Consider the following 24,675-nt stretch of genomic DNA (forward strand, 5'->3'; position numbering starts at 1 on the left):
ACTCTCCCCTACCGATCTTTGACGCTCGTGGCGCAAAAATCTCGTTTACAACCATTTCTGGTCAGGTCGGTTACTTCTTACCCTTATTCCGAACCGGCCCCAGGACCATAGTCATGTTGCGACCGTCCTGCTTCGGGCGAGACTCGACGGTGCCGTACTCTTCGACATCGGCGGCCAGACGCTCCAACAGGCGGAATCCCAGTTCTGGACGAGACTGTTCACGGCCACGGAACATAATCGTGACCTTGACCTTCGAACCCTTCTCCAAGAAACGAACAACGTTGTTCTTCTTGGTTTCGTAGTCGTGGTCATCAATCTTCGGACGGAACTTCTGCTCCTTGACCACAGTCTGCTGCTGGTTCTTTCGAGCCTCGCGTGCCTTCTGGGCTTGTTCGTACTTGAACTTGCCGTAGTCCATAATCTTGGCGACCGGCGGCTTTGCTCGCGGAGCAACCTCAACCAGGTCAAGGTCTGCTTCGTAAGCGAGCTTGAGTGCGTCACCGGTGCGGACAACGCCCACCTGCTCACCATTCGGTCCTACAAGGCGGACTTCCGGTACTCGAATATCCTCGTTAATACGAGCTTCAGCGCTGATGTGGCCTCCTAGGTTGAACCTGAACAATCTTCGTTTCAAACCGCGATAGCAAGCGGGAAAGGAAGAAAAGCCACGCGTCTACAGCGGATTACTACACACTGTATAAGGACGCCTTCCAATCGTGCGATGTGACATCACCGATTAGGGTGGACCCCGGCGCTACCGTAATTCTTTGGCGCACCTAGGGTGGGACTTAAATCCTCTTCGCTGCCGAATGCAACTAAATGCTCCCCGAAGGCAGCAAGCATCGCATTCTGGCGGTCGTAGACGAGATGTTAACACAGCTGTTCTCGCATACCAAAACCGGCTCTCACTCCGGGTTATTCACCATCGGCACCCGACGCGATACCAAGCGTCAAAAAGTGCAATCCGAATTGTAATCAGATTGGTAGATTCTCTCCATAGTTTTTAGGCCAAACACGATTAAAGTCGTCACCATGAATACTGGCTCCAACGGCTTTGGCCCTAAAGCCGAGAACACCGATCCTAATCAGCATTCCGCCCGATACGACAAGCCACCGACCGGCGATTTTGTCCTGACCGGCGACTCCGTCTCAGAGCTTTCCCATGCTCTGGCAGATTTGGAGGCCAGCTCGCTTCGGCTGGCTCAGCTCACCCGTACTTGGCAGGTGCGCCTTTCTCAGGCAAGCGGGCAAGCGCCGACTGGACCGCACGCGCCTCACACTACGGGAGCGGAATCTGCGCCGGTACCTCAAGCGCCGCCCCATGCTGCACCTCAAGGGGCACATCAACACAATCCGCAACCGCCGCCAGCGCCCAGTCCGCCACTAGAGCAGGCACCTCCTCCCCGTTGGGAACCGCAGGCTGAGCAGACGCTCGCCACACCGCAGTATCCCCAGCAGTCTCAGCAGATACAGGTGCCACCACCGCCAACACAAGCGGACTGGCGGAATCAACCGGCTCCCCTGCCACAGAGCGACGCAACTGCGCAGCCGATGTTCGGCTTCCCCTCTGCCCACCAGTGGCGGCGGGATTCGAAGTCGCCGCAGTCTTCTCCCTCGCCGCAGTCTTCCCCAACCGGCTCCGCCCCGCCGCCGAAGCTGCCGGAGGCACCGCGTGAACCTCGCGAGCCCTGGTGGCGCAACGAGAAGGCAATCATCAAGATCATTGCCATCTTCGGTGGTCTCATCACCGCTGCCGGTATCGCGTTCTTCGTCGCGGTTGCAATCCAATCCGGCCTGATTGGACCGGCCGGTCGTGTGGTTCTGGCTTACTTGTTGGCCGCCGTGCTCGCGGTCGCGGCTGTGCGAGCGCACCGTCGTCAAGCACCGCCTGCTGGCGTAACGGCATTGATTGCGACATCGCTAGCCGCTGCGCACCTGACAACGATGTCGATGTCCTACCTCCTCGACTGGATTCCGGTGGCGGCGACGCTGGTCATCATGCTGCCTTTCGCCGCCGTCGGCCTATACGGCGCGCGATGGACAAAGTCGAGCGCAACCGCCGCGTGGGCCATCACAATCAACACCGGATTAATGCTGTGGGCGACGATCGGCCTCAACTTCCACGCCCGCCCGCTGAGCTCTTCGCTCGCGCAAATCACCCTTCAACTGATGGTTATCGCCGCTATCGTCTGCTTCCTGAACATCCCCTTCCGGAAGTACGTAGTCGCATTCCTGCTCGGCGCAAACGTTCTCATCGGCGTAATCACGACCAACAATGCACTGGTGATGCCTGCAATCGCCGCACTCACCATTGCCCTTTTCGTGTTTGCCCAGTTCGGCCCGCTGGCGTTGGCTCGCCAACTCACTCCCGAGCTTGACGACGAGCCTTCGGAGACCAGCACTTGGGAAGACGATCTGGTCACCATCACGTCAGTAGTTGCCTTCTCGACTCCGGTTGTAGCCGCAGTCCCAACGGTCAACGCCACACAGTCCACCTCCAGCCTCTGGTTGCTGTTCTACGGCGGATTCGTGCTGTTCATCGCAATTGCTGCGGTACTTCTTTGGAACCGTGCCATCTTCCGCTATCTCGCCCCAATGGCCTTGGCCACGGCAATTCTGCCCTGGCTTGCACTCGCGGTGGCGGGCCCAGAAGGGGACGCAGGAGCCGGTACTGGACCCCACACCTGGGGTCTCATCCCAATCTCCATCGGTGCCGCGCTCTTTGTCTGGGCGCTGGCCACAGCACCGAAGCACGGTGCGATTGGCGCACGACTACAAGCTCCTGAACCAACGCGGGATGCCGTTGCACCCTATACAAAGATTGCGGCACTGACCTGGCTGCTCGGCGCAACGGTAGTACACCTCTACATCCTGCCCGCAGCGTTGAATGCCGGTGCTGCGGCTGACTACTCGGCAACGTGGGCAGAAATGCTTTCGCTGTTGTTCCTGCTGTGCGCCGACGTCGGCCTGGCCGTGACGGCGGCGAGGTCGCAGCTACCGCCAGCTTTTGCACTGATTGGCCTGGCTGCGCTGGGTATGCCATTTATCGTGCTGCTCACAACTATTGGCGTGAGCTTCAACGCTGCACACATGTTGCTGAGTATTTTCTGGGCCACGATAGCTGGCATGCTGGTGCTATCGAAGAGGTTCCACCACATTCCGGCGCGACTTGCAGCGGGTTTGACGATTGCGGCGCTGTCTATCGTCAAGCTGATCTTCTACGACATGGCAACACTAGATGGCGTTATCCGTGCCTTGGCGTTCCTCGGCTGTGGTCTGATTCTACTGGCCATGGCGGTCTCCGGAGCAAAGCAGAAGAATGCCGAGGAACCAGCGGCATCGGACCGTGACGGCACCGCCAGCGATTCTGACGCTGCCACCGCTGCCGCAGATGCCGATGCTGCCGATGCCGACCCCGCTGCTGACAGACTGGAAGGCATCACCCGCACCGACGGTCCAGGAATTTCCGACGGAAACGACCCGACTACCTAAGCTACTTAAGCAGCGGCTTCAGGTACTGCCCGGTGTGGGAGCCGGAACAGTTCGCGACATCCTCCGGCGTGCCCTCTACAACCACGGTGCCACCGCCGGAGCCGCCTTCCGGCCCCATGTCGATAATCCAATCCGCAGACTTGATGACATCCAAATTGTGCTCAATGACAATGACGGTGTTGCCCTTGTCCACCAGGCCCTGCAACACCAGCATGAGCTTGCGGATATCCTCAAAATGCAGACCCGTCGTTGGCTCATCCAAGATGTAAACGGTGCGGCCCTTAGAGCGCTTCTGCAGCTCACTGGCCAGCTTCACGCGCTGAGCCTCACCACCCGAGAGCGTGGTTGCCGCCTGTCCGAGACGGACATAGCCCAAGCCGACGTCGACAAGCGTATTGAGATAACGCGCAATCGACTGAATCGGCTCAAAGAACTCCGCTGCCTCGGAGATGGGCATGTCCAGCACCTCAGCGATGGTCTTGCCCTTGTAGCGAACCTCCAGCGTTTCGCGGTTGTAGCGCGCACCATGGCAAACCTCGCAAGGCACATAGACGTCCGGCAGGAAGTTCATCTCAATCTTGATGGTGCCGTCGCCCTTACACGCCTCACAGCGACCGCCCTTGACGTTGAAGCTGAACCGACCCGGCTTATAACCGCGAACCTTTGCCTCTTGCGTCTCTGCGAAGAGGTTGCGGATCTTGTCGAACACACCGGTGTACGTCGCTGGGTTGGAACGTGGAGTGCGACCAATCGGCGACTGGTCAACCTGCACCAGCTTGTCCAGGTGATCCAGCCCCTCCACGCGGCTGTGTCGACCCGGCACCTGACGAGCACCGTTGAGCTCGTTGCTCATCACCTTGGCCAGAATTTCGTTGACCAAGGTCGACTTGCCTGATCCGGAAACACCCGTGACACAGGTCAGCACACCGAGAGGGAACTTCACGTCGATCTTCTTCAGGTTGTTTTCGCGAGCCCCCTTGACCGTCACCATGCGCGACTTATCAATCGCACGCCGGTTCTCCGGCACTGCCAATACCCGACGACCCGAGAGATACGCACCTGTCAGTGATTCCTCGCAGTCAACAATGCCCGACGGGTCACCCTGGTAGACGATCTGGCCGCCGTATTCACCGGCCTTTGGCCCAATGTCGACCAGCCAATCGGCCTCGCGAATCGTGTCCTCATCATGCTCGACCACAATCAGGGTATTGCCCAGGTCGCGCAGATTTTTCAGAGTTTTGATTAGACGATTGTTATCGCGCTGGTGAAGACCAATCGACGGCTCATCCAAGACATAGAGCACGCCGGCGAGCCCCGAACCAATCTGGGTGGCCAGACGAATTCGCTGCGCTTCGCCACCGGACAGCGTTCCCGCCGAACGCGACAGGGACAGATAGTCCAGCCCCACATCCAGCAGGAACTTCAGACGAGCCTGCACCTCACGCAGAACGCGACCGGCAATCATTTCCTCGCGCTTGCCCAAAGTCAGCGAATTCAGGAATGCCGAGCCATCGTGGACCGACAGCTCTGTGAGCTCAGCAATATTCTTCTGCCCGAACTCCGCCGAATCCAGCGTCACCGAAAGAATTTCCGGACGCAGACGAGTACCGCTACATGCCGGGCACGGCACTTCACGCATGTACCCTTGGAAACGCTCCTTCTGAGAGTCACTCTCTGCCTGCGACAGCTTGCGGTGCAGGTACGGCATCACACCTTCAAACGGCGCGGTGTACTGGCGAGTACGGCCGTACCTATTGCGGTAACGCACCGTGACCTTGTGGCTGGAACCATGCAGCAGGGCCTTACGCTGCGGCGCTGTGAGATCCTCGAAAGGCGTGGTCGGGTCGAAGCTCATCTCGGTGGCGAGCCCCTCGACCAGCTTTTCAAAGTACTTCTTGTTCAGCGTTTGCCGCCACGGCGCAATCGCCTCAATCGTCGGCAGCGACGGATCTGGAATGACCAGGTCTGTGTCCACCTCCAGCTTTGTGCCGATGCCGTCGCACTCCGGGCAGGCACCATACGGCGAGTTAAAGGAAAACGACCGTGGTTCCAGCTCATCGATAGCAATGCGGTGCCCATTCGGGCAGGCCATTTTCTCCGAGAATCGCTGGGTTCGACGCGGGTCGTCCGCCTCCAGCCCGACTGCGTCGATGACCACGACGCCGTCGGCAAGCAGAAGCGCCGTTTCGACAGAATCGGTGAGCCTGCGCTGCTGCGACTCCTTCACCTGGAGACGGTCAATAACCACGTCAATGTCATGCTTGACCTGCTTCTTCAGCTTCGGCGGATCCGTCAGACGATGCATTTCGCCGTCGACGATGACACGCGCGTAGCCCTCGGATGCGAGGCGTTCAAACAGGTCGACGAATTCGCCCTTGCGCGTACGCACGACGGGTGCGAGGACCTGGAATTTGGTGCCCTCCGGCATCTCCATGACCTGATCGACAATCTGCTGTGGAGTCTGTGAGGAGATTACTTCCCCACAGGTCGGACAGTGCGGAGTACCGGTGCGCGCGTAGAGCAGACGCAGGTAGTCATACACTTCTGTGATGGTTCCGACGGTCGAGCGCGGGTTGCGGTTCGTCGACTTCTGGTCGATCGACACCGCCGGCGAGAGCCCCTCAATCATCTCTACATCGGGTTTTTCCATCTGCCCCAGGAACATGCGCGCATAGGAGCTCAGCGACTCCACGTAACGGCGCTGGCCCTCGGCGAAGATTGTGTCAAATGCCAGTGACGATTTACCCGACCCCGACAGACCGGTGAAAACCACCATCTTGTCTCTGGGCAAATCGATGTCAACACCCTGCAGGTTATGCTCGCGGGCGCCTCTGACCACTAGACGTTCAGCCACAGTGGGAAACCTCAATTCGTCGACGATTCACTGCCGACCAGTCTACAGTCCATAACCAATTTTTCGCACATGTGTTCAGAGACTCGCAGTTAAGTCGCGTTCCTAGCGCACCGACAGACACCTCATTACCCTGGGGCGCATGAACGACGTCATTACAATCAGCCCCTACTCCAACTCGCCGAACACGCGCGGCGTTGAGCGCATTGACTACGGCAATGTCACTATTTATAAGACTTCCGTCGGACCGATGGAAAACAACGTCTACCTTTTGGTCGACTCCCGCGAGCCCGAAAATTCCCTACTTATCGATGCCGCCACCGACGCCGACCACTTAATCCGCCTGGTTGAGCGCGTCGGCGCGCAGGTCCGCACGATTGTCACCACGCACTCCCACGGCGATCACGTTCAGGCGCTCGGCGAGCTCCTGCAGGCATTCCCGGCCCGCCACATCACGTCAAGCCTCGACGCTGCAGACATTCCCGAACCCGCCGACCAGCAACTCGACGGCGGCGAGACCATTACTTTCGGCCAGGGCATCACGCTTCCCACGTTCATCCTGCGCGGGCACACCAAAGGCGGTCTCTGCCTCGACCTGTCCGCCAAGGAAGCCGGCGCGCTTTCCGACGACACCCCGTCACACCACCTCTTCGTCGGTGACAGCATCTTCCCAGGCGGTGTCGGCAAAACGTACTCGCCCGAGGATTTCACGCAGCTTATCGACGATGTCGAGAGCCGCCTCTTTCACGTCTACCCCGCCGACTCGGTGATTCACCCCGGCCACGGCAAAGACACCACAGTTGGTGTCGAGAGCCCCGAGGTCGAGAACTGGCGCCAGCGTGGTTGGTAGCGCTGGATGAGCGTGGTCGGTAGTGCTGGATGAGTGTGGTTGGCAGCGCTGGATGCAGCCGGAGCTTCTGAAAAACTCGTCAATCCCGCGACATAAATAGGCCGGGCTGCGTAGGATTAATAGTGAATTACAGCGACCAGATGGCCAAAAACACGGTTTCACCTGGACGACAAAGGAGATGGAATTTAGATGATTCGCAAGTTTGCCCGACCAATGCTGGCCTCGGTTTTCGTTGCCGACGGTGTCGACACGCTGATGAACCAGAAGGATCATGAAGAGGGCGCACGCGACCTGATTGCCCGCGTCCGCTCCGTAACCCCGAACCAGTACAACAAGTACGTGCCAAATAGCGAGAAGCTGGTTGTCCAGGTCGTCGCTGGCACCAAGGTTGCTGCGGGTTCCCTCTACGCTCTGGGTAAGGCCCCACGCCTGTCCGCCACCGCTCTGGTCGCTGCACAAGTTCCGACGATGCTCGCTCGCCACGCATTCTGGGAAACCCAGGATTCGAAGGAGAAGGCGGCTCGCCGCACTGGTTTCCTGACCGACATCGGTTTGCTGGGCGGCCTCTTCCTGGCTACTGCTGACACCGACGGCAAGCCGGGTGTCGCTTGGCGCGCTGAGAAGGCAGGCAAGCAGCTGAACAAGAAGGTTCAGGCTGCCCTGCCGACCAAGTCTGAAACCGAGCAGCGCACTGAGGAAATCAGCGCAGCCTTCGCTTCCGCCGGCGAGAACGTCCGCGAAAAGGCCGGCCTGCTCCGCGACCGCGCTTCTGAGGCCACCGATGGCGCTCGTGAATACGTCGAGGACAACAAGGACGGCTGGCGCGAGCAGCTCACCGACGCCTTCGACACCGCTAAGAGCTACGTCGAGGACAACAAGGACGACTGGATTGCCAAGGCCACCGAGCTCGCTGAGGACGCGCGCGACTATGCCGAGGACCTGGGCAAGGATCTCAAGAAGGACACTCGCAAGCAGCGCAAGGAACTGCGCAAGCGCGCAGCCAAGGCTTCCAAGGAGGCCAAGAAGTCCGCAAAGAAGGCGCAGAAGCGCCTGCAGTAAGTTTGCTGCCGCAGTTAAAGCGGTATACTTAAACGCTCCCCACGCCACTACGCGTGCGGGAGCGTTTTCATATTTTTATATTCATTCAGCACATCAGTTAGCACTAATTTTGCGATTCGTTGAGGAGACCAGGTTGGCGTCGCGCGCATCCGAGCCCGGGCAGGACCAGACAGGCCGCATTGGCCACACTGGCCAGGCAGGTCTGCCGGACCAGGCAAGTTCAGCACCACAGCGAGAAGAAGAAAGCATCCTTGCTGCCGAACAGGCCTACGTCGACCGTGCGTTCAGCTTCCTCGACCGGGCACGCGAGCGCGACCAAGAGTACCTGCGCCAGGTCATGCTCATCGACGACCCAGACCCGCAAGCCCGCGTTGAACGCGAGGTGGAATACCACCGACTACAGGCTAATCTGGACCGCTACCGCTCAGCCGAGATCGGCCTGGTCTTTGGTCGAATCGATATCGATGACACAGATCCCGACAATCCTTTGGCAGAGGAAGGGCCGGGGGCGACCGTCGATAAGCGATACATCGGGCGAATCGGCCTGTCCGATGAAAACGACGACTACCGCACGGTCATCATGGATTGGCGTGCCGACGGCGCGCGCCCGTTTTACCTGGCCACGACCGCGCATCCCGAGGGAGTCAGCCTGCGCCGACACCTGCGCACGCACGGCCGGAAGGTCCGCAGCATTGACGACGAATGGCTCTCCGGCGAGGAAGCCGACAGCGCACACGAGACCGAAGTTGAAGCGGGCGTCGGTGGCGAATCGGTGCTGCGGGAGGTCATGAATCAAGCGCGCACCGGCCATATGCGCGGCATTGTGGAGACCATTCAGCGCGAGCAGGACCTCATCATCCGCGACTCCACCCGCGGCACCCTGGTCGTCCAGGGCGGTCCCGGCACGGGCAAGACGGCGGTGGCGCTGCATCGCGTCGCGTGGCTTCTCTACACCTACCGCAATCAACTGGCGAAAACCGGTGTCCTCATCATCGGCCCGAACACAACCTTCCTCGACTACATCTCGCGCGTGCTGCCGAGCCTCGGCGAAACGGGCGTGGTACTGACCACCATTGCCGATCTCTACCCCGGCGTGCGCGGTTCCAACGCGCTTATCGACGGACACAACCCCGAACCCCTGGTTGCGCAGGAAGTTAAGGGCTCGATTGAGATGCTCACTATCCTGCGCGAAGCCGTGCGGGCCTACCAGGAGCTCCCCGCGGAACCTCTTGAAGTCCGGAAGGACAACATCACCCTGACGATCACACCTGACATGGTGAAAGCTGCACGCACGCGTGCGCGGCGGACTCGGAAACCCCACAATCTGGCCCGGCCGATTTTCCGCGATCACGTGGTGGAGCTCCTGGCCGCGCAGATGGCCGAGGTCATCGGTGCCGATCCGCTGGGCGGCGAAAACCTCCTGTCCGTGACCGACATTGCCGATCTACGCGACGAAATCGACGAATCCGGAGCAGTTGCCGACATCCTCGATGAGCTGTGGCCTGCGCTTACGCCCGAGCGGGTGCTGTCGGAGCTGCTGAGCTCTCGCGAGGCCATCGACTACGCCGCCACCGATTACGACGAGCTGACGCGCGAGGCTCTCTACCGGCCGGAAGGCACCGACTGGATGCCTTCCGACGCCCCGCTTCTCGACGAGCTGGCGGAACTCCTCGGCCCAGTTGGTGACGCGGAGGCCGATGAAGAGGATTGGCAGGCCCGCGTCGAGGAAGCGCAGGGCGCGTTGGATACCCTGTCCAGTTCTGCGTCCCAGGATCTTGACGACGGCTTCGAGGCCGAGATCTTGTCAGCGTATGACGTCATCGATGCCGAGGCACTGGCCGAACGCCACCGTGAGCGCGACCTGCGATCCACCGCCGAGCGGGCGGCGGCGGATCGCCTGTGGGCCTACGGCCATGTCATCGTCGACGAGGCTCAGGAACTCTCCGCGATGGCCTGGCGAATGCTGCGCCGCCGCAGCCCCAACGGCTGGATGACCCTCGTCGGCGACGTGGCCCAGACGGGCTCCCCCGCAGGTGCCGCGACCTGGGATGATGTGCTGGAACCCATCATCGGCTCGAGGTGGCATCTCCACGAGCTGACCGTCAACTACCGCACCCCAGCTGAGGTGATGGAGGTCGCCGCCAGCGTCCTGGCCGAGATTGATCCGGAGCTGGAGGCACCGCAGTCGATCCGCGCGACCGGCCGCAAGCCTGTCCAGGCTCGCACCGTGACGGAGGCTCTGGCGCATGTGGAGCAGGTTGCGCAGCCGGACCGCCTGGTCGCTGTGATCGCGCCCGCCGAGTTGCTCGAAGCCACGCGCGCGGAGGTGCGGGATTTTCTCGGTGGTGGAGCTGATGGAGATGGTGACCCTGATGGTGCTGGCGGGGCTAGTGCCGCCGATGACGCACCTGCTACTCGCCCCAGCAAACTCACCAACTGCGCGGTCTACGACATCACGACCTCAAAAGGCCTGGAATTCGACGAGGTCATCGTCGTTGCGCCCGACCAGATTGTGGCGCAATCCCCACAGGGGCTACAGGACCTGTACGTTGCACTGACTCGTGCGACCCAGGGGCTAATTGTTGTGGCGCCTCAGCAGTCGGGCGTTTTGCCGGAGCTGCAATGGTTAGAATGACGAGGATAGTGCCGTACAGAATGAGTGAGACATTATGTCCCAAAACTATCTACCTCAGCTAGCTGAACTTCGCGCACGCCGTCTCATTGCCCAGGGGTTAGCTGCAAGTCAAGCACGCAGCGATTGGAATACAAACCTCAACTCGCCTGCATTATCAGCAACGCATGGCATGGTCGCTCTACAAGGGCAGAATTATTCGAACGGTGTTAATGCCATCGCCCTACGCAGTGGCAGCACCACCGACGATGTTTTAGCAGCCATTTCTTCTTACGACATCGTTCGCTGTTGGTCTCAACGAGGCACCCTGCACTTTGTTTCAGCGCAAGACGCGCGAGCAATTATGAGGTTGACGAATCCGCGCATCGAAAAGGCAGCAGCAAGACGTCGTACGACACTCGGGCTTTCTCAAGATGATGTGCAGACCGCAAGGGCAGCATTTCATTCCGAATTGCGCTCACGTGGCCTGTCCGACCCGCTGACTCGGACTGAAGCCTATGAGGTTTTCGCAGATCATGGAATAGACCCCACGGAACAAAGAGGTCCTCACCTACTGCGCACATTCGGCGGCGAAGGCGCTGTCGTCCAAGGGCCACGAAAAGGATCCGAAGATACCTTCGTCCTGCTTGCCGACGTAACTTTCAAAGGCGGCCTCTCAGCAAATACCACGGAGGGCTCCAGCACAGAACACTCAGCTGAATCCACGCTGGCCGACATTGCCTGGCGCTATGTTAATTCCCGCGGACCTATCTGTGTAGCTGACTTCGCGTGGTGGCTGGGGCTGACGAAAACTCAAGCGAAAAAGGCCCTTAAGCTTATCGACCACTTAATAGCTCCTTTCTCCCTCGATTCCTCTGCCTCTCCGCACACGCCAACTGACACAGAATTCATCGGCGAAAATCTCGCGCAAAATGAGTACTTCATGCCGGCATGGCAGCAGAACGTAACTGAAGCCGAGCTTGAAGCCGCGCTTTCACTGACGCTTCGACTGCCCGCTTTTGACGAGTACCTCATGGGCTACGGCAGCCGCACCGAAATTCTTCCTGAATCCCTTCGCAACCAGGTCTTAACCAGAAACGGAATTAGCTGGCCTTTTGTAGTTGAAGAAGGGATTATCACCGGCCGACAATAGAAAAACCGGCACCTCAACTAAGAGATGCCGGTTTAAAACGAAAGCTAAATTGTTAGCTGACGGTCTTACTAGCTCACCGTTTTGTTAGCTCACAGTGTGAACAATCATGACGTCACAGTCCGACTGACGAGCAACATCAGCCGGCACGGAGCCCAGCAGACGACCAGTCAGCGAGTTAATACCGCGGTTGCCAACCACCAGCAGGTCAGCGCGACGGTCAGTGACCAGAGACATCAGAGCCTCAACCGGGGAGCCGGAACGAACCTCGGTCTCAACCTTGGTAGCGCCGACGGCCTCTGCGGCCTCCTTAGCAGCAGCCAGGTTCTTCTGAGCCGGGTCATCACCGAGGACCTGAACCGAATCCTGGCGCAGGGTCTTGGACGCATCCTCTGCAGTCTCGTAGTAAGCGCAGCCGATAACCAGGGTGGCATCGAAAGCCGCGGCAATCGAGGCAGCGCGCTCTACTGCGAGCAGCGACGACTTAGAACCATCCGTGCCGACAACAATGGTCTTGTAATCACTCATGAAAACTATCCCTCACTGTGGAAGTTGCATTAAAACAGTTCATCGTGCGTAACGCCGTCGTTGCCCCGAACCCACTGGCCAGAGGCACTTTCGCGAATACACTGTTTTACTTCCCACAACAGTAGCAAAAAACTACTCGACACCGGCCTCAATCATCCCCTTTAGTTCCTTCTTGAGGTCGAAAATCTCATCGCGCAAGCGCCCCGCGAGCTCGAACTTCAACTCTCGCGCAGCCGCGGCCATCTGCTCCGACAAATCCGCGATAAGCGCCTCGAGCTCCGCCCTCGGCATCTGCTTACCGCTAGCACCACCGGCCGCGCCCGAGCCGTCGGCACGCGAGAGCAGCGCATCAGCGGCCGCACCGGTCTTGCCTTCGTAATCGGTGTCAGCGTTGTCGTAGACCTGATCCAGAATGTCCGCAATCTTCTTGCGCAGCGGCTGCGGATCGATGTCATGCTCAGTGTTGTACGCGATCTGCTTTTCGCGGCGACGCTCCGTCTCATCGATGGCGAACCGCATGGAATCGGTGATCTTGTCGGCGTACATGTGCACCTCGCCGGAGACGTTTCGCGCGGCACGACCAATCGTCTGAATCAACGAGCGCTCCGAACGCAGGAACCCCTCCTTGTCGGCGTCGAGGATTGCCACCAGCGAAACCTCGGGCAAGTCCAGCCCCTCGCGCAGCAGGTTAATACCGACCAGCACGTCGTACTCGCCGAGACGCAACTGCCGCAGCAACTCAACGCGCTTGAGCGTATCAACATCCGAGTGCATGTAGCGCACCTGCACGCCATTTTCGAGCAGGTAGTCGGTCAGATCCTCCGCCATCTTCTTCGTCAGGGTGGTCACAAGAACGCGCTCGTCACGCTCGGTGCGCTTTCGGATCTCGCCGATCAAATCATCGATCTGCCCCTCAGTAGGCTTAACGACGATCTTGGGGTCCACCAGCCCAGTCGGACGAATAACCTGCTCCACATACTCGCCACCGGTCTTTTCGAGCTCATAGTCACCCGGCGTTGCGGACATGAACACGACCTGGCCCACTCTGGCATCGAATTCGTCGAACGTCAGCGGGCGGTTATCCAGCGCCGATGGGAGGCGGAAACCGAAGTCGACGAGGTTGCGCTTACGGGAAGCGTCGCCTTCGAACATGCCGCCAATCTGCGGCACGGTGACGTGCGACTCATCGATGATGGTGAGGAAGTCCTCCGGGAAATAGTCAATGAGCGTCGCGGGGGCCGAGCCCGGCGCGCGACCATCGATGTGGCGCGAGTAGTTCTCAATGCCGGAGCAGAAGCCGACCTGTTCAATCATTTCGAGGTCGTACTCCGTGCGCATGCGCAGACGCTGTGCTTCCAGCAACTTGCCCCGGTTTTCCAGATCCGCCAGGCGTTCGGCGAGTTCGGCCTTGATGTCCGCGACGGCCCGTTCCATCCGCTCCGGGCCTGCGACGTAGTGCGTAGCTGGGAAGATGCGCAGCTCAGGGACTTGGTCGATGACGTCGCCTGTGACTGGATTGAGGTAGTACAGCGAATCAATCTCGTCGCCGAAGAACTCCACCCGCACGGCCTTTTCTTCGTAGGCCGGGATGATATCGACCACGTCACCTTTTACTCGGAAGGTGCCGCGGGTAAAGGCAATGTCATTGCGGGCGTACTGAATGTCCACCAAAAGGCGCAGGAACTGGTCGCGGTCGACTTCCTCGCCCTCCTTCAGCCACACCGAACGGTCGAGGTATGACTGCGGGGTACCCAGGCCATAGATGCAAGAAACAGAGCTGACGACGACTACGTCGCGACGCGACAGCAGCGCTGAAGTAGCCGAGTGGCGCAGGCGCTCCACGTCCTCGTTGATGGAGGAATCCTTTTCAATATAGGTATCGGTCTGCGCGATGTAGGCCTCGGGTTGGTAGTAGTCGTAGTACGAAACGAAGTACTCGACCGCGTTGTTTGGCAGCAGGCTGCGGAGCTCATTGGCCAGCTGGGCCGCAAGCGTCTTGTTCGGTGCCATGACGAGGGTTGGCCGCTGCACCTTTTCGATCAACCACGCTGCGGTGGCTGACTTACCGGTGCCCGTGGCACCCATCAGGACTACCTCGCGCTCGCCTCTATCTAGGCGCTCCGACAGTTCCGCGATTGCCTGCGGCTGGTCGCCCGAGGGCTCGAACTCGCTGATGACCTCGAAGTTTCCCTCAGCGCGCTCGACTTCACCGACGGGACGGAACTCCGAGTGCGCGAGGACGGGTTGCTCTGCTGCAAATGCCATAGTTCCCAGCGTAGCGAAGGCTGTCTTGAAAGCGGCTGGTTACGTTACTTCCTGGGGCTTTGGGCTGTCCAGGGCTAGGGTCCAGAGCCTAGGAGCGGCTGTCGAGTTCCGGACCAACATTAAAATCGGTACAGATTTGGACAAGGCTGGCATAAAGTCGGTGCCAGGCCAGCAAAGGCGGGTTCCGCTTCACCAGCTGGCCCTTAGTGCGCATGGACTGACTCCTGGTGAAGCGCAAGCCGTCTTATCGATGGTCCGCGGCTGCGGCTGCGAGGCTGCAAGGCTGCAAGGCTGCGGGAGGCCTGGGTTATCCACACCCTGAAAGTTGTCCACAGATTGGACGTGGAGCCTCTCTCACAGAAAATCCCCTGGGCCGAAAAAGCTTAGAGTCCCGACCATGGGAAGTTTCACCACGGCCGAGTTGCGTGCACTCGGCATCGGAGAGAAAAAGACCAGAGCCCTCCTACAACAAGGCAGGCTAATTAAATTGGTACGTGGCCTCTACATTGACGACCACTCTCCCGCCTCAGTCGCCCGAGCAATCACGGGGCATTACAAAAGCATTGCGCTAACCGGTAAAAGCGCAGCTCAAATCCACTTGAGACTTCCCCTGACACTTCCTATCCAGGCAGAAGGCGCGGGATCAGTTCAGGCCGAGACCTTCTCCATTAGGCACAGCCGCCTACCGTCCTACACCAGCATCAATGGCCTCCCAGTTGTCGAAGCACTCTGGGCAGCACGAGCTTCAAAAGACTATGCACGCAGAATCCTGGAAACACACTACGCCGGCCGGGACGGCGAGAAGCGACTCAACCACGACCTCAGCCGGATGCGGAAAGTTCCCGCCTGGCTGCGTGAAACCATCGCCACCACGCCAATCGGCTCATGCAGCGAACTCGAGCGCAAGCTGGCCCGTCCACTAATCAAGCGCGGGTACCGCATCCGAATGAACCAGTACATCGGCCCCTACTGCTTCGACATCCTGCTTGACCAGTGGAAAATAGCTATCGAAGTCGACTCAGAGACGTACCACGCTAACGAGGACTCGTTCATCGCAGATCGCTGGAAGGCCAACTCCGGCACGCTGCACGGCTGGATAGTCCTGCGGTTCACAGACTCATGCATCAATTGGAATCTCGACAGTGTCCTCGACGAAATCGAGCAGGCAATTCGATGGGTGCAAAAGCGCCGTCCCCGCGTGGACTATAAACCAGGATGGCCTGCCTGTCAGAAAGTTTGGGAATGGAATCCAACGGTTGGCTACGCCAATAAGCAGCGATAAACAGCCGATATCGCAAAATAAACCGCCATCCATTTGCCGAATTGTTATTTATTTTGTAATGAAAACTGCCCGCACAGCAACTAGCCTGGCGCCTATGAACACCTCGCGCCGCACACCAGTCCACACGCACGCTACGACTCGCCCAGGTTCCACCACTCGAAAAGCAACCTCACACCGAGCCCTTGTGGCCGGTATCCTCGCCACCACCGCATTGGCTTTCACCGCCTGCTCAACACAGGAAACCGAAGCAGCGTCCGAATCTGCTACTCCGGTTGAAACCACCACCGTTACTCAGACCGAGGATGGCGTATCTGACAAGGGTTCGGGCAACACGCCTAACCCAACCGGTTCCGCACCGGACCAGGGAGGCGACACAACGACGGCGGAGACTGGTGGCACGTCGACGTCGTCAAGCGAAAGCGGCGACAACGGCGACGGGAGCGAGCTTCGTCAGGACATGACCGCTGAGATCTACAACAACCCCTCGCCGGGATCCACCTTCATGGCGGCCGGCGAACAGGCAACCACCTGCATCTACGGCGATGGGTACGGCCTCAACCTCATCGCGGCGGGCCCGAATACCAGCTGCGACTTTGCGAAGGCCGTTTTCAACCAGCAGACCGAGGGGCTTAACGCCTCGGAGGACAATATCCGCGACCACCTGCAGCCAAACATCAAGGCCAAGAGTCCCGCGACCGGGAAGACCTACGACCTCAGCTGCAGCACACAAGACGACGTTGTCGTGTGCACCGGCGGCAACAACGCGAAGATTTACATGTACTAGCGCACCAGGTGGCGGTCGGCAGTCGGTGCAACTGCTGGCCGCCAGCCGCGATTCGCCGATGGGGAATCGCAACAAGCCCGCAAACTCCCGCCTACAGTGAAACCATGACTGTTTCCCGCTTGCGCCCCTTCGGCGAGACCATCTTCGCCACCATGTCCCGCCTCGCTACCGAGCACGAGGCAATCAATCTTGGGCAGGGCTTCCCGGATTGGGATGGGCCGGACGAGGTGCTCGCGGAGGCGCGACATCAGATAGCTGGAGGAAACAACCAGTACGGCCCCGGCCGCGGTATGAAGGTGCTCCGCGAGGCTATCGTCGCCGATCGCGCCCGCCGCACGGGGCAGGTCTACGACGCCGACGCCGAATGCCTCGTCACGGTCGGCGCCACGGAGGCGATTGCCGCCACCGCCTTGGGGCATCTCGAACCCGGCAGCCACGTCATCGTCATCGAGCCATACTACGACTCGTACAAAGCCGCCATCGCACTGGCTAACTGCACATATACCGCGGTGCCGCTCATCCCCGCAGCTTCCGGCACGGCACGCTCCTGGTCGCTCGACCGCAGCGCGCTTGCCGATGCCGTCACCGCCAAAACGGCCATGATCATCATCAATTCGCCGCACAACCCCACCGGCACCGTCCTCGCGGACGAGGACTTGCAGGCCATCGCCGATGTCGCCATCGCAAACCATCTACTCGTGCTTGCCGACGAAGTCTACGAACGCCTGTACTTCAACGGATTGTCACACTCTTCCATCAGCGCTCTGCCCGGCATGCGCGAGCGGACCATTGTCGTGTCCAGTGCCGCAAAAACCTTCAACGTCACCGGCTGGAAGATTGGCTGGGCGCTCGCCCCGACTGAGCTACTCGATGGCGTCGTCAAGGCCAAGCAGTTCTTGAGCTATGTCGGCGCCACTCCCCTTCAGCCCGCAGTCGCCCGTGGCCTGCAGGAATGTGCCCCATGGGTGGACGAGCTGGCGGGTCAGCTCGAGGGCAACATGCGGCTCCTCGCCGATGGGTTGGAGGGCCTTGGCGCCGACGTCTTCACGCCGCAGGCAGGGTATTTTGTCGTCGCCGATGTCTCGAGCTGGGGGCTTGGCGACGCCCTGGAGACCTGCACCCGCCTGGTCAAGGAATGCCGCGTCGCAGCCATCCCCGTCACCGCTTTTGTGGATGACCCAGAGTCAGAAAAGTACCGCTACCTGGTGCGGTTCGCTTTCTGCAAGCGCGCCGAGGTGATTGAGGAGGCTATCATCCGGCTGCGGGATTATCTTGCTGCCCGGCCTGCAGCTGACGAATCTGATTCAGCGGCTGAATAATCCGCTCCCAAATCCGGTCGACCTGGCGCACGAGGTCCTCCTCGGTGCCTGAGTTTTCCAGAACTACGTCGGCGAACTGCAGGCGCTTATCATCGCTGATTTGCTTAGCGATGCGCTGCTTCGCATCCTCTCGGTCTACACCGCGGCTTTCCACCAGACGGTCGAGACGGACCTCCACCGGGGTATGCACAACTACGACGAGGTCCTGTGCTTCCGACTGCCCCATTTCAATCAACAGCGGAGAGTCAAAAACAATGATGGCGTCACCTGCCGCGTTGAACTGCTCTTCGGTGCGCTGCTCAATACGCGGATGGGTGATGGAGTTCAGCAGCTCCGTCTTCTCCGCGGATACGAAGGCGCGCTTCGCAAGCTCGCCGCGGTTGAGGGAGCCGTCGTCAAGCAAAATGCCCTCGCCGAAAGCTTCGGCGAGTTCGGCAAGCGTCGGTTCCCCGGGTTCGACGACGTCGCGAGCGATCTGATCAGCGTCGATGATGACGGCACCGAGCTCGGCAAACCTACGGGCGACCGTAGATTTCCCACTGCCCATGCCGCCGGTTAATCCTACTTTGAGCATGTCTCTAAGGGTACGTGGACACGCCCCCGCACGTTAGTGCTTTACGACGAGATCCTCGATGCGGTGACCCTCTTCAACGGGATCTGGGTTGACTGGGACCGGGGCGGTGCCGTTACCGAATGGGCTGCTACCAAGGGCCTCACGGCCGTGCGGCTGGAGCAGGTCAGAGAGCTCCGGCCCCTTCGGGACAATCCCTAAAGGATTGAGGTCGCGATGGACTTCGTAGTAGTGGCGCTTGATATCGACGAAGTCAGTGGTGTCGCCGAAGCCCGGAGTCTGAAAGAGATCACGCAGGTAGTTGTATAGAACCGGCATCTCGGAGATCTTGCTCCGGTTGCACTTGAAGTGGCCGTGGTAGACGGCATCGAAGCGGATGAGGGTTGTGTAAAGGCGAATGTCGGCCTCAGTGATGTGGTCGCCCATGAGGTAACGGCGGGTCTCCAAGCGCTCAGAAACCTTGTCTAGGGCATTGAACAGCCGGTCGTAAGCCTTGTCGTAGGAGTCCTGCGAGCCTGCGAAACCACAGCGGTAGACGCCGTTGTTGATCTCGGTGTAGATGAACTGCATAAGCTCATCCATTTCCTCGCGCATCTCCACCGGGTAAAGATCCGGGGCGCCTTCGCGGTGGAACTCGGTCCACTCGGTAATGAAGTCCAAGGTGATCCAGGGAAAGTCATTGGTCACGACCTCGCCCGACTCGATCTCGACGATGGCCGGAACAGTAATGCCGCGCTGGTAGTCCGGGAAACGCTTGAGGAATGCCTCCTGGAGGCGCTCGTAGCCTAGTACTTCGTCACGGCCACCTGGTCCCTTGTCGAATGCCCAGGAGCGGGCATCGTGCACTGGCCCTGGAATTCCGACTGAAATTGCATCTTCCAGGCCGAGCAGCCTGCGAACGATAAGCGTGCGATGCGCCCACGGGCAGGCGCGAGCTGCAACAAGGCGGTAGCGACCGGCTTCAACGGGCCACGTCTTAATTCCGTCGCCTACCTCGCGACCGTTCTTAACAATGCGGTCGTTGATATAGCGGGTGTCGCGGTTAAAGTCCTTGCCCTCCTGGGAGTACACACCACCGGTGGAGTGGGAGGAATCCTCTACCTGGTTAGCGTTATCTACCTGCTTGGCTTCGTCCTTTGTTGTCATGTCACCAATCATATGGGTAGAAAGATAGGCTGTCAACGGCAGTAAGGACAGCCAGAGCCACCAAAATCGACAGGGCCACCAGGTCATTAGAGCCATTAGGGCCAATAGGAGGGCTTGCGCTTCGCCAGCAGCCGGTTACTGTGCAGCAAACTACTTCTGGTGAAGCGTAAGCCCGCCCTAGACAACAGCGGCACCACCCTCATGGCCCAAAGCCCCATCACCCGGACCAAGGATGCAGCAAGCCCTCAAGCCGCCGATATAAGAACAAGGCCGAGCAGGTGCCCGTCGTAAAGCAAAGAAGGCACGAAAAAGCCCCAGCGAGGAAAACCTCGCCGGGGCGATTTCTCAAAGGGACGTGTAAGCCCTTAGCGGCCTAGCTTAGTTGCCAGCCAGCTTCTCGCGCAGAGCAGCGAGCTGCTCGTCGGAAGCCAGGGTGCCGCCTGCGTTGTCTGCAGCCGGTGCGGCCGGAGCAGCCGGGGCTGCCTCGCCGGACTCGGAGGAGTAGTTCGAAGCGGTCTCTGCAGCCTCGGCAGCTGCAGCGCGGTGACGCTCGATCTGGGCAGCGTGCAGCTGGTGGTGACGCTCTGCCTCTGCGTAGCGAGCCTCCCACTCTGCGCGCTGGGTCTCGAAGCCCTCCATCCACTCGTTGGTCTCCGGGTCGAAGCCCTCCGGGAAGATGTAGTTGCCCTGCTCGTCGTAGGAGTCGCCCATGCCGTACTTGGTCGGGTCGAACTCTTCGGTGAAGTCCTCGTCAGCCTGCTTGAGGGACAGGGAGATACGACGACGCTCGAGGTCGATGTCGATGACCTTGACCATGACCTGCTCGTCGACGGAGACGATCTGGTCCGGAACGTCGATGTGGCGGGAAGCCAGCTCGGAGATGTGAACCAGGCCCTCGATGCCCTCCTCGACGCGGACGAACGCACCGAACGGAACCAGCTTGGTGACCTTGCCCGGAACAATCTGGCCGATTGCGTGAGTGCGGGCGAAGACGCGCCACGGATCTTCCTGAGTAGCCTTCAGGGACAGGGAAACGCGCTCGCGGTTCAGGTCGACCTCGAGAACCTCGACGGTGACCTCGTCGCCAACCTGGACAACCTCGGACGGGTGGTCGATGTGCTTCCAGGACAGCTCGGAAACGTGAACCAGGCCGTCAACACCGCCGAGATCGACGAATGCGCCGAAGTTGACGATGGAGGAAACGACACCCTTGCGGACCTGGCCCTTCTGCAGCTGGTGCAGGAACTCAGAGCGGACCTCAGACTGGGTCTGCTCGAGCCATGCACGGCGGGACAGAACGACGTTGTTGCGGTTCTTGTCGAGCTCGATGATCTTGGCCTCGATCTCCTGGCCGATGTACGGCTGGAGGTCGCGGACACGACGCATCTCGACGAGGGAAGCCGGCAGGAAGCCGCGCAGGCCGATGTCGAGGATCAGGCCGCCCTTGACGACCTCGATGACGGTACCGGTAACCGGTTCGTCGTTCTCCTTGAGCTGCTCGATGGTGCCCCAAGCACGCTCGTACTGAGCGCGCTTCTTGGACAGGATGAGGCGGCCTTCCTTGTCTTCCTTGGTCAGGACCAGCGCGTCGATCTCATCGCCAACTTCGACCACTTCGTCAGGGTCGACATCGTGCTTGATGGACAGTTCGCGGGAAGGAATGACACCTTCAGTCTTGTAGCCGATGTCGAGAAGAACCTCGTCGCGGTCAACCTTAACGACGGTGCCTTCAACGATGTCACCATCGTTGAAGTACTTCATCGTCGAGTCGACAGCGGCCAGGAAATCCTCAGCGGTGCCAATGTCGTTGATGGCAACCTGAGGGACGTTAGAAGTGGACATATAAGATGTGCTCCGAAGCGGATAGAAATCGAAAAACGGACAATTTCGGCCTTGCCCCTCAAAGAAACACCTGGACAACCGGGCCAAATCCGCTTTCGGCGAATCTCGCCATTGGCAATTAGTTAACCCGATGTCCCTGGAGCTCGAGGCTGCAAAGTCGGCACGCTAATGCATACCTAGCGAACAATACCGATTTGAGCTGCGACATTCAAGTCCGCAACACATCCGCGGCAAGCCCGCAACAAGTCCGCCGACCAGCACTACGGCCCGACCTTCGCACCACTAATGCGCAGCAGTATCCCAATTCACACCAGCACCGATAGAAACATCCAACGGCACCAACAATTCAGCCGCCGAGTCCATCTCGCGATGCAACAGCTCCTTGATGGCTCCCTCTTCCCCATCTGCAACTTCAACAACCAGTTCGTCATGAACCTGCAGGAGGACACGTGAGCGCAACCCGCCCCGTCGTAAAGCATCGTCGACCCGGAGCATTGCAATCTTAATAATGTCTGCCGCCGAGCCCTGGATCGGCGAGTTCAATGCCGCGCGTTCCGCGTTATCGCGAGCGATGCGGTTGTCGGCGTTGAGTTCCGGCAGGTAGCGACGACGATCGAACATCGTGGCCGTAAAGCCGTCCTTGCGCGCCCGCTCAACAACCTTGTGCAGATAATCGCGCACACCACCGAAGCGCTCGAAGTAGTCCTCCATGAGCTTCTTCGCCTCGCGCTGCGGAATGTCGAGCTGCTGCGCCAGACCAAAAGCACTCAGACCATAAGCCAGACCGTAACTCATCGCCTTCACACGACGACGCAGCTCGGGCGTAACCTCATCGATGCCGACACCGAAAACCTTCGAACCAACGTAGTTGTGCAGGTCCTCGCCCTGTCGGTAGGCCTCAATCAGCCCCGGATCCTGCGACAGGTGCGCCATCACGCGCATCTCAATCTGCGAGTAGTCCGCGGTGATCAGCTGCTCATAGCCATCGCCGACCACGAACGCCTCACGAATCCGTCGCCCGAACTCCGTGCGCACCGGGATGTTCTGCAGATTCGGCTCCGTCGACGACAGACGCCCCGTCGCCGCGACCGCCTGATTAAAAGTCGTATGAATACGGCCATCATCAGCGACAGCCTTAATCAGCCCCTCCACGGTCGACTTCATCTTCTGCGACTCGCGGAACTTCAACAGGTAATCCAGGAACGGATGCGGGTTGACCTTCGCCAGCCCCTCAATTTCCTTCGCCGCCGTGGAATAGCCCGTCTTCGTCTTCTTTGTCTTGGGCATTCCCAGCTGGTCAAACAGGACCTCTTGCAACTGCTTCGGCGATCCGAGATTCAGCTCAGGCTTATCGACGAGGTTGCGAGCCTCACTCTCCGCCTCATCGGTAGCCGCCTGCGCCTGCTTTCGGAGCTCCTCGAGCGCATCAACATCGACAGCGATACCGGCACGCTCCATCCGACCCAGCACTGGGGCGAGCGGGACTTCCAGGTCGGCGTACACACTGTAGAGCCCGGCCTCGTCGAGTTCGACAGCCAATCGCTCAGCCAGGTCGATGACGGCGGCGACATGGGAAGCGTCTTCGGCCGGGCCATCGAGCAGGGTCATCTGGCCCTCGGCCTGCGAAAGAGTCTGGCCCAGGTGACGCTGGACGACGTTGTCCAAGCTGTAGCTGCGCTGGCTTGGGCGCAGCAGATACGCAGCCAGGAAGGTGTCGTGGATGACCCCGGCCAGCTCGAAGTCGTAGTTCCAGAGTGCATGCATGGCCGTTTTAGAGTCATGCACCAGCTTCGGATGGTCGCCAGCGAGCCACTCGCGCAGTGCGTCGGCATCTTCGGCGGAAAGATCACCCAAGTCGAGAGAAACAGCCTGGCCGGAGGTCTTGCCCTTCTCATCTGCGGAGCCAATCATCAGGGTGTGCTCCCCGACCTGCAACGCGGCCGGCTCGTGCAGATTATCGAGCCAGGCAGCCAGGGCGCCGTCGTCAAGCGAAACAGCCTCGAGCTTTGTCGCACTGTCGCTGGTGGAGGCGGTGACGCCCGCGCCTTCGATGGAAAGGGTGCGGAACACGCGCTCGCGAAGGTTGTCGCCGAATTCGAGGCGGTCGAAGAAGTCGATGATTCCCTGGGCGTCGGCGGGACGGAGCTCGAGCTCGTTCGGACCGTATGGCAAGGGCAGGTCCTTGACCATTTCGGTGATGTCGCGGTTCAGCTGGACGTTTGCGACGCGCTCGCGGAAGTTATCGCCGACTTTGCCGCGGATTTCGTCAGCGTGGTCGATGAGGTTTGCCAGCGTGCCGTACTGAACGATCCACTTCGTCGCGGTCTTCTCGCCGACCCCCGGAATGCCCGGGAGGTTGTCGGAGGGGTCGCCGCGGAGAGCAGCGAAGTCCGGGTACTGAGTCGGCGTCAGACCGTACTTCTTCTCGATAGCAGCAGGCGTGAAGCGATGCAGCGTGGTGACGCCGCGCATTGGATAAAGCACCGTGGTGGTGTCGTTGACCAACTGGAACGAGTCACGGTCACCGGTGACGATGAGCGTTTCGAAGCCCTCAGGCTTGGCTTGGGTAGCCAAAGTCGCGATAATGTCGTCGGCCTCATAGTTGTCCTTTTCCAGCGTGACGATGCCCATCTCTTTCAGCACCTGCTGAATAAGCGGCACCTGACCACGGAATTCCTCAGGAGTCTTCTCACGCTGAGCCTTATACTCCGGGAAGATCTCGTTGCGGAAGGTCTCGCGGGCGACATCGAAGGCGACCGCCACGTGCGTGGGCGTTTCCTCGCTGAGGATATTGGACAGCATAGAAAGGAAGCCGTACACCGCGTTCGTTGTCTGACCACCGGTAGTTGAGAAATTATCCACCGGAAGGGCAAAGAACGCGCGGAAGGCCATGGAATGACCGTCGATAAGCATGAGGGTCTTCTT

Annotated in this window: 16 protein-coding genes; 8 read left to right on the plus strand and 8 right to left on the minus strand. The window is 59.8% G+C overall.

Features of this window, described 5'->3' with window-relative positions:
- Positions 1–70: 70 nt before the first annotated feature.
- A complete protein-coding gene (gene infC, locus ADM64_RS08985) occupies positions 71–622 on the minus strand; it encodes a translation initiation factor IF-3 (RefSeq protein WP_005511730.1) in 552 nt (183 codons plus the stop codon).
- A gap of 410 nt (positions 623–1,032) precedes the next feature.
- Between infC and ADM64_RS08990 the strand changes: the two genes are divergently transcribed.
- Positions 1,033–3,492 carry a DUF2339 domain-containing protein gene (locus ADM64_RS08990; RefSeq protein ID WP_049193948.1) on the plus strand — a complete coding sequence of 820 codons (2,460 nt, stop codon included), beginning with the start codon at positions 1,033–1,035 and terminating at the stop codon, positions 3,490–3,492.
- Between the two features lies 1 nt (position 3,493).
- Here the strand turns inward: ADM64_RS08990 and uvrA are convergent, their stop codons facing one another.
- Complete coding sequence (uvrA, locus tag ADM64_RS08995) at positions 3,494–6,346, minus strand: excinuclease ABC subunit UvrA (RefSeq protein ID WP_049193949.1); 2,853 nt, start codon at positions 6,344–6,346, stop codon at positions 3,494–3,496.
- A gap of 139 nt (positions 6,347–6,485) precedes the next feature.
- On the opposite strand from uvrA, the gene ADM64_RS09000 reads away from it, so the two are divergent.
- From ADM64_RS09000 to ADM64_RS09015, 4 genes are all read left to right on the plus strand, one after another.
- Positions 6,486–7,193 carry an MBL fold metallo-hydrolase gene (locus ADM64_RS09000; RefSeq protein ID WP_049193951.1) on the plus strand — a complete coding sequence of 236 codons (708 nt, stop codon included), beginning with the start codon at positions 6,486–6,488 and terminating at the stop codon, positions 7,191–7,193.
- 189 nt (positions 7,194–7,382) lie between these two features.
- Entirely contained in the window at positions 7,383–8,252 is an 870-nt protein-coding gene (locus tag ADM64_RS09005; protein WP_016422909.1) for a DoxX family protein, read from the plus strand.
- A 133-nt stretch (positions 8,253–8,385) separates the two neighbouring features.
- A complete protein-coding gene (locus ADM64_RS09010; protein WP_053093007.1) occupies positions 8,386–10,887 on the plus strand; it encodes a HelD family protein in 2,502 nt (833 codons plus the stop codon).
- Positions 10,888–10,921: 34 nt separating this feature from the next.
- On the plus strand, positions 10,922–12,016 hold the full coding sequence (locus ADM64_RS09015; RefSeq protein ID WP_065428900.1) for a DNA glycosylase AlkZ-like family protein: 1,095 nt from the start codon (positions 10,922–10,924) through the stop codon (positions 12,014–12,016).
- Between the two features lie 84 nt (positions 12,017–12,100).
- Here ADM64_RS09015 and ADM64_RS09020 read toward each other — a convergent pair whose 3' ends face one another.
- Both ADM64_RS09020 and uvrB read right to left on the minus strand, forming a co-directional pair.
- Entirely contained in the window at positions 12,101–12,541 is a 441-nt protein-coding gene (locus tag ADM64_RS09020; protein WP_005511992.1) for a universal stress protein, read from the minus strand.
- 132 nt (positions 12,542–12,673) lie between these two features.
- On the minus strand, positions 12,674–14,806 hold the full coding sequence (gene uvrB / locus ADM64_RS09025; RefSeq protein WP_049193953.1) for an excinuclease ABC subunit UvrB: 2,133 nt from the start codon (positions 14,804–14,806) through the stop codon (positions 12,674–12,676).
- 397 nt (positions 14,807–15,203) lie between these two features.
- On the opposite strand from uvrB, the gene ADM64_RS09030 reads away from it, so the two are divergent.
- The 3 genes from ADM64_RS09030 (at position 15,204) to ADM64_RS09040 (ending at position 18,191) form a co-directional block, all read left to right on the plus strand.
- A complete protein-coding gene (locus ADM64_RS09030) occupies positions 15,204–16,088 on the plus strand; it encodes a DUF559 domain-containing protein (RefSeq protein WP_049193954.1) in 885 nt (294 codons plus the stop codon).
- 94 nt (positions 16,089–16,182) lie between these two features.
- Positions 16,183–16,872, plus strand: coding sequence for a hypothetical protein (locus ADM64_RS09035; RefSeq protein ID WP_241486355.1), 690 nt, complete (start codon positions 16,183–16,185; stop codon positions 16,870–16,872).
- 104 nt (positions 16,873–16,976) lie between these two features.
- On the plus strand, positions 16,977–18,191 hold the full coding sequence (locus ADM64_RS09040; protein ID WP_049193955.1) for an aminotransferase class I/II-fold pyridoxal phosphate-dependent enzyme: 1,215 nt from the start codon (positions 16,977–16,979) through the stop codon (positions 18,189–18,191).
- On the opposite strand, the gene coaE is transcribed toward ADM64_RS09040, so the two are convergent.
- From coaE to polA, 4 genes are all read right to left on the minus strand, one after another.
- On the minus strand, positions 18,124–18,765 hold the full coding sequence (gene coaE, locus ADM64_RS09045; protein ID WP_049190004.1) for a dephospho-CoA kinase: 642 nt from the start codon (positions 18,763–18,765) through the stop codon (positions 18,124–18,126). The genes ADM64_RS09040 and coaE overlap by 68 nt on opposite strands.
- 33 nt (positions 18,766–18,798) lie before the next feature.
- Positions 18,799–19,908 (minus strand): glutathione S-transferase family protein, encoded by a 1,110-nt coding sequence (locus tag ADM64_RS09050; RefSeq protein WP_414630318.1) that lies wholly within the window; start codon positions 19,906–19,908, stop codon positions 18,799–18,801.
- A 378-nt stretch (positions 19,909–20,286) separates the two neighbouring features.
- Positions 20,287–21,750, minus strand: a complete 1,464-nt coding sequence (rpsA, locus tag ADM64_RS09055; protein WP_005510285.1) for a 30S ribosomal protein S1 — start codon at positions 21,748–21,750, stop codon at positions 20,287–20,289.
- A gap of 282 nt (positions 21,751–22,032) precedes the next feature.
- A complete protein-coding gene (gene polA, locus ADM64_RS09060) occupies positions 22,033–24,663 on the minus strand; it encodes a DNA polymerase I (protein ID WP_065428901.1) in 2,631 nt (876 codons plus the stop codon).
- Positions 24,664–24,675: the final 12 nt, after the last annotated feature.

The organism is Corynebacterium sp. 401_CJEI (assembly GCF_001076435.1).
Lineage (GTDB): Bacteria > Actinomycetota > Actinomycetes > Mycobacteriales > Mycobacteriaceae > Corynebacterium > Corynebacterium jeikeium_D.

What these genes read in the sequence shown, in the direction of transcription:
- ADM64_RS09035 (WP_241486355.1), top strand. Translation starts at nt 16,183, where the DNA reads ATGAACACCTCGCGCCGCACACCAGTCCACACGCACGCTACGACTCGC.
- ADM64_RS09050 (WP_414630318.1), bottom strand. Translation starts at nt 19,908, where the DNA reads ATGACAACAAAGGACGAAGCCAAGCAGGTAGATAACGCTAACCAGGTA.
- ADM64_RS09015 (WP_065428900.1), top strand. Translation starts at nt 10,922, where the DNA reads ATGTCCCAAAACTATCTACCTCAGCTAGCTGAACTTCGCGCACGCCGT.
- ADM64_RS09040 (WP_049193955.1), top strand. Translation starts at nt 16,977, where the DNA reads ATGACTGTTTCCCGCTTGCGCCCCTTCGGCGAGACCATCTTCGCCACC.
- ADM64_RS08990 (WP_049193948.1), top strand. Translation starts at nt 1,033, where the DNA reads ATGAATACTGGCTCCAACGGCTTTGGCCCTAAAGCCGAGAACACCGAT.
- uvrB (WP_049193953.1), bottom strand. Translation starts at nt 14,806, where the DNA reads ATGGCATTTGCAGCAGAGCAACCCGTCCTCGCGCACTCGGAGTTCCGT.
- ADM64_RS09030 (WP_049193954.1), top strand. Translation starts at nt 15,204, where the DNA reads ATGGGAAGTTTCACCACGGCCGAGTTGCGTGCACTCGGCATCGGAGAG.
- ADM64_RS09020 (WP_005511992.1), bottom strand. Translation starts at nt 12,541, where the DNA reads ATGAGTGATTACAAGACCATTGTTGTCGGCACGGATGGTTCTAAGTCG.
- coaE (WP_049190004.1), bottom strand. Translation starts at nt 18,765, where the DNA reads ATGCTCAAAGTAGGATTAACCGGCGGCATGGGCAGTGGGAAATCTACG.
- ADM64_RS09005 (WP_016422909.1), top strand. Translation starts at nt 7,383, where the DNA reads ATGATTCGCAAGTTTGCCCGACCAATGCTGGCCTCGGTTTTCGTTGCC.
- rpsA (WP_005510285.1), bottom strand. Translation starts at nt 21,750, where the DNA reads ATGTCCACTTCTAACGTCCCTCAGGTTGCCATCAACGACATTGGCACC.
- polA (WP_065428901.1), bottom strand. Translation starts at nt 24,663, where the DNA reads ATGCTTATCGACGGTCATTCCATGGCCTTCCGCGCGTTCTTTGCCCTT.
- ADM64_RS09000 (WP_049193951.1), top strand. Translation starts at nt 6,486, where the DNA reads ATGAACGACGTCATTACAATCAGCCCCTACTCCAACTCGCCGAACACG.